The 12,112-nt window shown below is 42.0% G+C and carries 12 protein-coding genes and 1 pseudogene; 11 read left to right on the top strand and 2 right to left on the bottom strand.

Annotated features, from left to right (window positions below; genetic code table 11):
* The 4 genes and pseudogenes from OW255_RS12580 to OW255_RS12565 form a co-directional block, all read left to right on the top strand.
* Positions 1 to 615: an RnfABCDGE type electron transport complex subunit G gene (locus tag OW255_RS12580; protein WP_268114285.1), complete on the top strand. Its 615-nt coding sequence runs from the start codon at positions 1 to 3 to the stop codon at positions 613 to 615.
* 11 nt (positions 616 to 626) lie between these two features.
* Positions 627 to 1,331, top strand: a complete 705-nt coding sequence (rsxE, locus tag OW255_RS12575; RefSeq protein ID WP_024835590.1) for an electron transport complex subunit RsxE — start codon at positions 627 to 629, stop codon at positions 1,329 to 1,331.
* 11 nt (positions 1,332 to 1,342) lie between these two features.
* On the top strand, positions 1,343 to 1,918 hold the full coding sequence (locus OW255_RS12570) for an electron transport complex protein RnfA (protein WP_268114284.1): 576 nt from the start codon (positions 1,343 to 1,345) through the stop codon (positions 1,916 to 1,918).
* An 18-nt stretch (positions 1,919 to 1,936) separates the two neighbouring features.
* Positions 1,937 to 2,206: pseudogene (locus tag OW255_RS12565) on the top strand ((Fe-S)-binding protein); the annotation flags it as partial.
* A 61-nt stretch (positions 2,207 to 2,267) separates the two neighbouring features.
* On the opposite strand, the gene uxaC reads toward OW255_RS12565, so the two are convergent.
* Together uxaC and OW255_RS12555 are read right to left on the bottom strand one after the other, a co-directional pair.
* Entirely contained in the window at positions 2,268 to 3,665 is a 1,398-nt protein-coding gene (gene uxaC / locus OW255_RS12560; RefSeq protein WP_024835593.1) for a glucuronate isomerase, read from the bottom strand.
* Positions 3,666 to 3,692: 27 nt separating this feature from the next.
* Positions 3,693 to 4,694, bottom strand: a complete 1,002-nt coding sequence (locus OW255_RS12555; protein WP_024835594.1) for a LacI family DNA-binding transcriptional regulator — start codon at positions 4,692 to 4,694, stop codon at positions 3,693 to 3,695.
* Between the two features lie 214 nt (positions 4,695 to 4,908).
* On the opposite strand from OW255_RS12555, the gene OW255_RS12550 reads away from it, so the two are divergent.
* The 7 genes from OW255_RS12550 to OW255_RS12520 all read left to right on the top strand — a co-directional run bounded on the left by OW255_RS12550 (position 4,909) and on the right by OW255_RS12520 (position 12,102).
* On the top strand, positions 4,909 to 5,670 hold the full coding sequence (locus OW255_RS12550) for an IclR family transcriptional regulator (protein ID WP_024835595.1): 762 nt from the start codon (positions 4,909 to 4,911) through the stop codon (positions 5,668 to 5,670).
* A 109-nt stretch (positions 5,671 to 5,779) separates the two neighbouring features.
* Positions 5,780 to 6,430: a bifunctional 2-keto-4-hydroxyglutarate aldolase/2-keto-3-deoxy-6-phosphogluconate aldolase gene (locus OW255_RS12545; RefSeq protein WP_024835596.1), complete on the top strand. Its 651-nt coding sequence runs from the start codon at positions 5,780 to 5,782 to the stop codon at positions 6,428 to 6,430.
* Positions 6,431 to 6,464: 34 nt separating this feature from the next.
* Positions 6,465 to 7,496, top strand: coding sequence for a sugar kinase (locus OW255_RS12540; protein WP_024835597.1), 1,032 nt, complete (start codon positions 6,465 to 6,467; stop codon positions 7,494 to 7,496).
* 97 nt (positions 7,497 to 7,593) lie between these two features.
* Entirely contained in the window at positions 7,594 to 8,619 is a 1,026-nt protein-coding gene (locus OW255_RS12535; protein ID WP_035317851.1) for a sugar kinase, read from the top strand.
* A gap of 392 nt (positions 8,620 to 9,011) precedes the next feature.
* Complete coding sequence (locus OW255_RS12530) at positions 9,012 to 10,295, top strand: ABC transporter substrate-binding protein (RefSeq protein WP_268114283.1); 1,284 nt, start codon at positions 9,012 to 9,014, stop codon at positions 10,293 to 10,295.
* 22 nt (positions 10,296 to 10,317) lie between these two features.
* On the top strand, positions 10,318 to 11,238 hold the full coding sequence (locus tag OW255_RS12525; protein WP_268114282.1) for a carbohydrate ABC transporter permease: 921 nt from the start codon (positions 10,318 to 10,320) through the stop codon (positions 11,236 to 11,238).
* Between the two features lie 12 nt (positions 11,239 to 11,250).
* Positions 11,251 to 12,102 carry a carbohydrate ABC transporter permease gene (locus OW255_RS12520; protein WP_268114281.1) on the top strand — a complete coding sequence of 284 codons (852 nt, stop codon included), beginning with the start codon at positions 11,251 to 11,253 and terminating at the stop codon, positions 12,100 to 12,102.
* Positions 12,103 to 12,112: the final 10 nt, after the last annotated feature.

Here is a 12,112-nt window from a genome sequence, read left to right as displayed (position 1 = left end):
ATGAAATATGGACAAATTTTAAAAGATGCTTTAATTTTATTTGCAATTACTGTAATATCCGGTTTGATTCTTGGTGGTGTTCATGAGCTGACCAGAGATACGATTAATAAGTCAGCGATTGCAGCTCATCTGGAAGCCTACAAAACTGTATTTCCTGATGCGGTTGATTTCAAAGCTGATGATAAACTTACGGATGCATTAAAAAAGAGCAATGAAGAGCTTCCATCACAGGATTACGGTAATGTTGGCTTAGATCAGGCATTGCAGGCTGTGGATAAAAGCGGATCAGTTCTCGGGTATGTAGTTACTTCTCATTCCAATGACAGCTATGATGGACTGGTACAGATCCTGGTTGGAATCAATGCTGATAAGACGATTAAAGGAATTGAAATGCTGGAACTAAATGATACTCCTGGTCTTGGTCAAAGAGCAGAGGAGCCGGAGTTTAAGGGCCAGTTTGCAGGTAAGTCAGGAGAAAGTCTGACCGTAACAAAGTCTGGCAATGCAGGTGAGGGTGAAATTAATGCCATAAGCGGAGCCACCATTACCTCCCGTGCAGTTACCAATGCAGTGAATGCTGCACTATACCTTATGTATCAAAACGTTGACCAATAGGAGGTGAAGAGATGAAGAATCATAATATGGAACGAATATGGAACGGCATCTGGAAGGAGAATCCAACCTTTGTAATGATGCTTGGAATGTGTCCCACACTGGCTGTTACCACTTCTGTAATCAACGGTTTTGCAATGGGAATTTCAACAGCTCTGGTATTGATATTTTCCAATATCCTAATTTCCCTTCTTCGCAAGATTATTTCAGATAATATCCGGATCCCGGCTTATATCGTTATCGTTGCCGCTCTTGTAACAACCGTTCAGATGCTGTTGCAGGCGTATGTCCCTTCCCTTTACACAGCACTGGGAATCTATATTCCCCTCATTGTGGTAAACTGTATCATTTTAGGAAGAGCCGAGTCCTTTGCATCTAAAAATGGTATTGTAGTATCTGCATTTGATGGACTGGGAATGGGAATCGGTTTTACCATTGCTCTGTCCTTAATCGGTTTTGTCCGTGAAATACTAGGTGCAGGATCTGTCCTTGGCATGATGGTGATACCAGAGAGATATCACATTACTGCGTTTGTACTGGCTCCTGGTGCGTTCTTTGCCCTTGCTGTACTGACTGCCTTACAAAATAAATTCAAGGCTCCATCTGCGACGAATGGTGCTTCTGGTGCCTGCGGTGCTGGCTGTGGCTCTTGTGGAGAGCTTTCCAACCATAAAGTGCCTAAAAGTGGAAAAGGAAAACAAGGACAAGGAAAAGAATAGGAGGTTAAAGGATGAAAGAACTGTTGTTAATTGCCGTGGGCGCTGCCCTGGTAAATAACGTGGTACTTAGCCAGTTTCTAGGCTTATGCCCCTTTCTTGGGGTGTCAAAGAATGTAAAAACGGCTGCGGGGATGGGTGGTGCAGTGGTCTTTGTTATCACCATTTCTTCTCTGGTTACCAGTATGATTTATAATGGGATTTTGGTTAATCTTCACCTAGAATATCTCCAGACCATGGTATTTATTCTGGTAATAGCGGCTCTGGTTCAATTTGTCGAACTATTTATGAAAAAAAGCATGCCGCCTCTTCATAAGACCATGGGTATTTACCTGCCCCTGATCACCACCAACTGTGCCGTGCTTGGAGCTGCTCTTACCAATGTTTCCAAAAGCTATGGAATCTTACAAAGCGTTGTAAATGGAATCGGTATCTCCGCGGGATTTACCATTGCAATTGTTATGCTGGCTGGAATCCGGGAAAGGATTAAATATAATGACATCCCAGAATCCTTCAAGGGTTCTCCCATTATTTTAATTACTGCGGGACTTATGGCAATTGCTTTTTTGGGGTTTGCAGGGCTTATATAGAAAGGAAGAAGATTGCTCATGATAATTGGAATGTTATCTGCGGCTGCTGTTTTAGGAGGAACGGGTATTTTAGTTGGTCTATTCCTTGGGGTTGCCAGTGAGAAATTCAAAGTAGAGACTGATAAAATAGAAATCTTGGTTAGAGGCGCACTGCCCGGAATCAACTGCGGACGGTGCGGCTATGCAGGCTGTGATGCACTGGCGAAGGCCATTGCAGAAGGCAGTGCCCCTGTTACGGGCTGTCCTGTAGGCAGGGATAAGACAGCGGATAAAATCCGTGAAATTATGAATCAAAATTAAACATAAAACCCCCTGGTGCGGCTAACCGCATACCAGGGGGTTTTTACTATTAGAAATTAAAGTATTTGATTGCGTTGTTATAAGAAATTCCTTCGATGATTTCCTTTAATGCCTTCTGGTCATCTGGATATTCTCCGTTATCTACCCAGCCTCCGATTAATTCGCAAAGGATTCTGCGGAAGTATTCGTGTCTTGTGTAAGATAAGAAGCTTCTGGAGTCAGTAAGCATACCAATGAAATTGCCAAGGCAGCCAAGGTTTGCAAGTGAGGTCATCTGCTCGGTCATTCCTACCTTGTGATCGTTAAACCACCAGGCAGAACCCTGCTGAATTTTTCCAGGATACTCGCTCTGGAAGCAGCCAAGAATGGTTCCGATGGAAGCATTGTCGTTAGGGTTTAAGGAATAAAGAATGGTTTTCGGAATCTCGTTGGTAGCACTTAATGCATTTAAAAAGTCAGCCATCTGAGCGGATGGAGCATAGTTGTTGATGCAGTCAAAGCCGGTATCAGCACCAAGTTTTTCAAACATCATAGCGTTATTATCACGCTTACAGCCATAATGAAGCTGCATCACCCAACCCATACGATTGTATTCCTTTGCTACGAATAACATAAATGCAGTTTTAAATTTCAGTTCTTCTTCTTTGGAAATGGCTTTTCCAGCAAGTCCTTTTGCAAAGATTGCTTCCAGCTCAGCGTCGTCTGCCGGAACGTACATCACATATTCAAGAGCATGGTCAGATACAGAACAACCCTGGTTCTTAAAGAATTCCATACGGTTTTTAAGAGCAGCCTTTAAGGAAGAGAAATCTTTAATTTCCATTCCGCTGACCTCTGATAATTTTCCGATGTAGGAAGCGAAATCAGGCTTTTCTACGTTCATTGCCTTGTCCGGTCTCCAGGCAGGAAGCACCTTTACGTCAAAAGAAGTATCTGCTGCGATCTTCTGATGCCATTCCAAGGAATCAGCTGGATCGTCGGTGGTGCAGATCAGAGTAACGTTGGACTGCTTAATGATATTACGTGCGCTCATGGATGCCTCATGAAGCTTTTCGTTGCAGAGATTCCATACTTCTTCAGCAGTATCGCCATTTAAATAGCCGGTATAGCCAAAGTATCTCTGAAGTTCCAGATGACTCCAGTGATAGAGCGGGTTACCAATGAGCTTAGAAAGTGTCTCTGCCCATTTCTGGAATTTCTCACGATCGGAAGCATCACCGGTTATATATTTTTCATCCACACCGTTAGAGCGCATCTGACGCCATTTATAATGGTCGCCGCCTAACCAAACCTGAGTGATGTTGTCGAACTTGCGGTCTTCAAAAATCTCCTGAGGATTGATGTGGCAATGGTAGTCTACGATGGGCATATTCTTTGCATAGGTGTGGTAAAGTGATTTTGCGGAATCGGTAGACAGTAAGAAATCCTGGTCCATAAATTGTTTCATGTTAGTGAGTCCTCCTTGTATATATGATTAAAAATTAGTAGTACCTCGTTTGATTAACTCCGAAGTTATAGTTGTCTTTGCCGGTACGTTTCCATTGTTCAACACCTTCATCAGGGTATGGACAGTGGTGGTGCAGATGGACTCCACTTTATTGTCCACAGAGGTGAGCTCTGGAGTCGTACATCTTGAAAGAATGGAGTTATTATAACCAATAATATTAATATCCTCAGGTATTTTAAGTCCGGCCTGCTCTCCATATTTGACAGCACCCACGGCCAGAATATCTTCGGCTGCAAAGACAGCGTCAAAATGGATACCTTTTAAAGAGAGGAGCTTAAGATGCTCCATGGCGGAATCAATATCCTTTGGAGAAATAACCAGAAGTTCATCACGAATGGGCAGACCGGAATCAGTCAATGCCTTACGGTAACCGGAAAGCTTTAATAAATTGCTGTAAGAGTTTCCGGAATAAAGATAAAGTATGGAGGAACGTCCTGCCTTAATCAGTTTTGAGACAGCATCGTATACAGCAGCCTGGTCGTCACAGACAGTACTGTAAATCTGTTCCCCGTCAAGATGTCCGTTGACCAGCATAATCGGAATATCTTTGGCAGCCTCTAAAAGATAGGCATTGTCCTTTGCTTTTGCTTCTATATAATGGGAACCAGTGAGTATAATGGCATCCACCCGCTTGGAACATAGCAGTTCTAAGTATTTCTTCTTTGTTTCAGGCAAATAGCCGCTGCAGCAGAGAATGGAATCGTATCCGTTCTTTCTAAGCTCCTTTTCTAAGTAGGAGATGGCCTCTGCAAGCCATGGGTCAGAAGAGTCAGAACACATGATTCCAATGGTCTTCATGGTATTAAGCCCCAGGCTCCTGGCGAATACATTAGGGGTATATCCCAGCTCATCCATAACAGCAAGTACCCGCATTCTGGTCTTTTCACTGACATTGGGATTTCCGTTGATAACTCGGGAAACGGTGGCGATCGAAACGTGGGCATGTTTGGAAACATCATAGATATTCAAAAGCAGCACCTCCGTAATTGTAAGTATTTACATACCTCACTTATTATACCTAATTATGATAAATAATACAATCCCTGATTTATTTTTTTGTAGAAATAACCCAATAAAAGTGGATTATAATGTAAATGCTTTCAAAATCTTCGTATATACGAAAATTGACTTGCATTTTTTTGTTTTTCAGGAGTATACTAAGAAGTAGAAACGGAGGCAAGCCATGAAACTCAATCGGACCACTCAAAGAACAGTGGATATTTTAAAACTTATTTCCCGGTCACCGGAAGGTGCCACATTAGATGATCTCTGTGAAAAGCTGGATCTGCCAAAAACAAGCGCCTATGATATTGTTACTACCTTAGCAGAGATGGGTATGGTAAATGTAAAGCGGGGGCAGAAGCAGAATTACACCATAGGCTTAATGTCTTACCGGATTGGAGTCAATTATACGAATAATCTTAATTTTATAGGCACCATTGAACCGATTCTTAAGGCATTTGCAAAAGAAGTGGGGAAAACAGTCTTCTTCGGAGTACCTTCCGATCATCATGTCGTGTACATATGTAAATTTGAGCCGGAAAATCCGATCATCACCACAGCAACTGTGGGATCAAAGAATCCTATGTACTGTACCTCTCTTGGAAAAGTCATTCTTGCTTACAGCGAGGATGAAAAAAGGGAACAGATGATCAGCCGGATTAAATTCACCCAATTTACTGAGCGCACCATAAAGGACAGAGACCAGCTCCTTAAAGAACTTGAAGAAGTGAGGGAGAGGGGATATGCCTTTGACGCAAGAGAGATGGAAGAGCATATGCAGTGCGTTGGCGCTCCGGTTTTTGACAGGGACGGCAATGTGCTGGGAGCGATTAGTATGTCCACCCTTTATAAGCCTGTGGAGGATTATGAAGCACTTGGAAAACTGATTTCCCAAAAGGCAATGGAGGTTTCCAGGTTATTAGGATATCTTGGAAAAATATGAGGAATACCTGTTGACAAAATCAGTAGAAACGATTAATATTCAAGTATAAGAATCGTAAATATGAAGTTGTTTCGTATATACGAATTAAGAGAAGGAGAGAGCAAGAATCATGAAAAAAGAACAGGTTTTATCTAAGATGAAAAAAGACTGCCTCGTAGCTGTTGTTCGTGCTAAGAACTTGGAGCAGGGTGAAAAAGTAGTTGACGCAATCATCGCAGGCGGTATTAACTTTATTGAGATCACTATGACTATGGATGAAGGAAATCCAATCGAATTCATCGCAAAAATGTCTGAAAAATATAAGAGTAATGAGGATGTTGTCATTGGCGCAGGTACTGTACTTGATCCTGAGACAGCAAGAGCAGCAATCCTTGCAGGTGCAAACTACGTAGTAAGCCCTGGCTTAAACGTAGATACAATCAAACTTTGCAACCGTTACAGAGTACCAATGCTTCCAGGCGTTATGACACCAACCGAAGCAATCACAGCATTAGAAGCTGGTTGTGACATCATCAAGATCTTCCCAGGCAATATCATGGGACCATCTGCAATCAGTTCCTTCAAAGGACCTCTTCCACAGGGTGATTTCATGCCATCCGGTGGTGTTGATGTTGATAACGTTGACAAATGGATCAAAGCTGGCGCATATGCAGTTGGTACAGGCAGCAGTTTAACACAGGGCGCTAAAACAGGCGATTTCGCAGCAATTACCGCTAAGGCAAAAGAATTTGTTGAAGCAGTAGCAGCAGCACGCAAATAATTAAAACTAACTTAAGAATTAAGGAGAGTACAAAATGGCAAAGATCGTAACCATGGGCGAGATCATGTTAAGATTATCTACCCCGAACAATGAAAAATTTATTCAGGCAGATGAGTTTGATGTAAACTACGGCGGCGGAGAAGCTAACGTAGCAGTTTCTTTAGCAAATTACGGACATGAAGCTGAGTTTGTATCTGCTGTACCGAAGAATCCAATCGGTGAGTGTGCAGTTGCAGCGCTTAGAAAATATAATGTAGGAACAAAGCACATTGCAAGAGGCGGAGAAAGACTTGGTATCTATTTCTTAGAGACAGGTTCTGCTATGAGAGCTTCTACTGTTGTTTATGATAGAGCACATTCCTCTATTTCTACTGCAAAAGCTTCTGATTTCAACTTTGATGAGATCTTTGAAGGCGCTGACTGGTTTCACTTTACCGGAATTACACCAGCAGTAAGTGACGGCGCAGCAGAGCTTACTGAGGCTGCCTTAAAGGCAGCTAAGGCTCACGGCGTAACAGTTTCTGTTGACTTAAACTTCCGTAAGAAATTATGGTCTTCTGAAAAAGCTCAGAAGGTTATGACAAACTTAATGCAGTACGTTGATGTTTGTATCGGTAATGAAGAGGATGCGGAAAAGGTTCTTGGATTTAAGCCAGGCAACACTGATGTAACCAGCGGAGAGCTTGAGTTACAGGGCTATGTAGATATCTTCAATCAGATGATCGACAAGTTCGGCTTTAAGTATGTAGTAAGCTCCTTACGTGAGAGCCGCTCTGCATCTGACAATGGATGGTCAGCTTGTATCATGGATGGTGCAACTCGTGAGTTCTATCACTCCAGAAAATATCATGTAACACCAATCGTAGACCGTGTAGGCGGCGGAGATTCCTTCGCAGCAGGCGTAATCTGCGGAATGGTAGATAAAAAAGACTTCAAGGGTGCTCTTGAATATGCAGTAGCAGCTTCTGCATTAAAGCACACAATTCCTGGAGACTTTAACCTGGTTACAAGAGAAGATGTTGAGACTCTGGCAGGCGGAGACGGATCAGGACGCGTTCAGAGATAATGATCGGAACGGATTCCTGCCATTAAAAAGGGATAAAAGACATCGGGGGTCATGTAGAATGACCCCCTTTTTTAAAACTTATGGAGGAAATATCAGTATGAGCGACAGACCATTTGATTTATTAACCCTTGGTGAATTGCTTTTGCGTCTGTCTCCGGCAGGCGTGGAGAGGCTTGTCAGAGGCGATTCCTTTCAGAAACAGGTTGGGGGAGCGGAGTTGAACGTTGCAGTAGGTGCTGCTCTTTTAGGACTTCATACCGGATTGGTTACCCAGCTTCCAGCTCATGATATGGGAAAGTTTGCAAAGAATAAAGTCCGTTCCTATGGAATCAGTGATGATTATTTTGTATATGATCAGAGTTCCAACGCAAGGCTGGGGCTTTATTATTATGAGTATGGGGCTTATCCAAGAAAACCAAAGGTTGTTTATGACAGAAAAAACAGTTCCTTTGTCTATATTAATGAGGATTCATTTCCTGACGAAATGTATAAGGCAACTACCTGCTTTCATACTACGGGCATTACCCTTGCCCTTTGTGAGAATACCAGGAAGACTGCCATTGATATGATCCGTAAATTTAAGGAATCAGGAACAATCATTTCCTTTGATGTAAATTTCCGTGGAAATTTATGGACCGGTGAGGAGGCGAAAGCCTGCATAGAGGAGATTCTCCCTTATGTGGATATATTCTTCTGCTCGGAAGATACGGCAAGACTGACCTTTAAAAAAGAGGGAACGGTCAAAGAGATGATGAAGAGCTTTACAAAGGATTATCCTATTTCGATTGTAGCATCTACTCAAAGAATCGTACATAGCCCCAAGAGTCATACCTTTGGGTCTGTTATATATGATGCTTCGAGAGATGAATACTATGAAGAGGAACCATACCACAACATTGATGTAGTTGACCGAATTGGAAGCGGAGATGCTTATATTGCAGGAGCTTTATATGGCCTTTTAAGCAGTGGTGGAGACTGTATGAAGGCAGTTCAGTATGGCAATGCCACAGCAGCCTTAAAGAATACCATACCAGGTGATCTGCCTACCTCAGATTTAAGCGAAGTAAATACGGTTATCCGGGAACACAATGATAAAGGGCCTCAGAGCGAAATGAGCCGATAAGATAGTAATACCATGAAACTGGCGGAGAAGAGTTTTTAGACTCTTACCCGCCTGTTTTGTGGTATTCAGAATAATTGTTTCATGAAAGGACGTGTTTTATAAGGGCAAGTGAGACTATGGCGACTTATTGATTTTGCCTGTGCTATTTAAACCTTTAAATTAATAAGATATAATTTAAAAGATTTGCGATCAAATAATAATACATAATTGACAAAATATGGATAATATAATATAGTGATACTAGATAAAATGTTCAACAAATATCATATAAATATCAATTTAAACGTTTAAACTATAAAAATCCGCTGATAGAATCGTTATTCTCTTTCGGCGAATTAAAAACCTGTCAGTTTAAACGATTAAATAAAAAATAATTTTTGGAGGACAGATGAATGAGAAGGAAGAAATTATGGGGACGTATTTTTCTGGCAGCGGCAATCGTGGGGGTATTGGCCGGATGCAGCTCAAAAGGAGGGGAAACGACTGGGGCATCATCAGTAGAAAAAACGAAAAAAGAGGAAGGACAGAAGGTTACCATAGCAGTATGGAATGAACCGAATAAGAATGAGGCGCTGAATATGTATGCGCAGGCGGAAAAAGCAACTGGAATTAAGGTGGAAGTGACGGTGATTCCGGAAAGTGATTATTCTTCAAAGTTAAACCAGATGGTTTCCACAGGCGATGATTCCGCTGATATCTATGTAATCTGGGAGAATGATATTGCCAATTTTGCCAAGGCAGGAGGCATCATTCCCATGGACGATTACTTAAAGAGCTCTTCGATTCAGACCGGAGATTTTATTGATGCGGTATCTTCCTTATCAGCGGGGCTTGGGGGAACCTACGGTCTGCCATGGTGTGCGGCTACAGAGCTTCTTTTCTATAACAAAGATATGTTTGATGCAGCCGGGATTCCATACCCGGGAAATGACTGGTCCTATGAAGATTATAAGTCCGCAGCAGAAAAACTGACGAAAAAGAAGGCTGACGGCACCACAGAGCAATATGGCTCTGCACTTCCCAATACACAGACCTGGTGGGCCGGAATCGGAGGGGCAGGAGATAAGGTATACGATCCTTCCAAGGGAGAGATGGTAATTGGAGACGGAGCAGTCTCCTTTGTCACAGACGTGGCGGCTATGACAAAGAACGGAATCATGCCAGAACCTTCTTCTGATACAGCAGATATATTTGCCTCAGGGAAAGCCGCTATGAGCTGGCAGGGAAGCTGGAATATAGGAACCTATGGCAGCAGCCTTTCCTTTCAGTGGGATATTGCAACCATACCAACGGATCAGGTAAAATACAATACCCTTCATACCGGCTTTTACAGCATTAATTCAAAGAGCAAAAACAAGGATGCAGCATTCCGGGTGATTGAATATCTTATGGGGGAAGAGGGACAGACCATTAACTCAAAGGCCAGCGGCAATCCTTCTGCCATCAAGTCCATTGCAGAAAAGGGGGCTTGGAAGGTGGAGAGCGCTTCCTCTGTAAAAAACTGGGAAGCCATGACCGATTCCTTAAAGGCCGGAGTATTTGGATATACCTGTCTTCCGTCAGGAGTCACCAATAATGCGATCAGTGAATTTAATGCAGCAGTTCTGGGACAGAAAACTCCAGAAGAGGCAGTGAAAAAAGCGGATGCCTATGCACGGGAAACCATTGGTTACTAGTCTGGGAGGTAAGTGAAAGAACATGGAAAAAATAAGCAGTAAGGCGGCAAAGAAAAGGCTTGCCAATCATTTGACAGCTTATGCTTTTTGCGCTCCGTGGATGATTGGCTTTGTATGTTTTACCCTGTTTCCAATCATTTTTTTATTTGCTGTCAGCCTGACCAACCGGAAGCTCAATGGTGTTTCAAAATACATAGGCCTTGCAAATTATATCAATATGTTTCAAAGCAGTACCTTCTGGAATTCCCTTTGGGTTACCTTGTTTTTTACAATAGTTATGATGATTGTAACTACCATTTGGGCAGTGGTTATGGCACTGCTCCTTAATTACAAGCAAAAGCTCAATGGTTTGTTTCAATTTTGCTATTTTCTACCGTCGGTAATTCCGACGGTAGCACTTGCCTATACGTTTCGTACCATATTTGGAAAAGAAGCAGGGCTTTTAAATGGAATCATTTCTGCAATAACAGGTAAAAATGTTATGGTCAATTGGTTGTATGACAGCCGTACAGTCTATGTGGCGCTGTTTTTCATCACGTTATTTACATATAATACCGGTCAGATGATGCTCATATTTCGTTCTGGATTGAATGATGTGCCCAGAGAACTTTATGAGGCATGCGATATAGACGGAGCCAATCCGTTGCAGAAGTTTATTAAGATCACCTTGCCCATGATATCACCGATTGTGCTTTTTAATGCAGTTATGGGCTGTATCAGCGCATTAAATGGCTCCTTTGCTCTTTTATACCCTCTGACCGGAGAAAATGGTGATCCCAATGGAATGTCTCAGGTGCTGAGCCTTTTAATTTACAAGGAAGCCTTTAGCAATATGAAGGTGGGCTATGCCTGCGCCATGTCAGTCATACTGTTCCTGATTGCCTGTTGTTTTGGAATTGGTATATTTGCAATCTCAAAGAAGATTGTATATTATGAAACTTAAGGAGGAGAGGGCATGAAATCAGCAAAAACAAGAAAAAGAGCTGGCCGGATTTTGATTTTCACTTTGAAACTTCTGGTTGGAATTATAATGTTTTCTCCAATTATATGGGTAAGCACTGGTTCCTTTAAAACCTTAACTGAATTTACCACATCTTCAGAGCTCTTACCCCAAAAGGGAACGCTGGAAAATTTTAAATATATTTTCTATCATTCTAATTACTTGCTCTATATTAGAAATACAGTGCTTCTGATGGCAGGAACCACTCTGGGAACGTTATTATCCTCCTCACTGGTGGCTTATCCTCTTGCGAGAATGGAGTTTCCAGGGAAAAATCTCATATTTTCTCTTATTGTAGGAACTATGATGATTCCTAATATCGCTTTGATTGTTCCTCAGTATATTATGTTTGGTAAGGTCGGCTGGCTGGATTCTCTGCTTCCCATGATTGTTCCGGCATTTTTTGCCTATCCATATAACGTATTTTTATTCCGTCAGTTTTTCCGTTCCATTCCAAGGGAACTAGATGAGGCTGCTACTATGGATGGATGCAGCAGAATAGGGATTTTTTTTCGTATACTGATTCCTCTGTCTAAATCCACCTTTACCACCATTGGTGTGTTATCCTGTGTATTCTGGTGGAATGAACTGACTCAGCCGGTTTTTTATATAAACAGTGATAAATGGAGGACTCTGACCATTGCACTTATGACCACATTTATGTATACTTCTGGTAATGCATTTGTAATCAACTGGCCTTCCATTATGGCTGCCTCTACATTAATGATTCTGCCACCTATGTTTCTTTACTTATTTGGGTCCAGATTCTTAGTGGAAGGCATTAAAACGTCAGGTTTGAAGGGATAAACAGGAAAAA

Origin of the sequence: Lacrimispora xylanolytica, from assembly GCF_026723765.1 — a bacterium.
In the GTDB taxonomy this organism is placed as follows: Bacteria; Bacillota; Clostridia; order Lachnospirales; family Lachnospiraceae; genus Lacrimispora; species Lacrimispora xylanolytica.
This window is presented reverse-complemented; position numbering and strand designations above follow the sequence as displayed.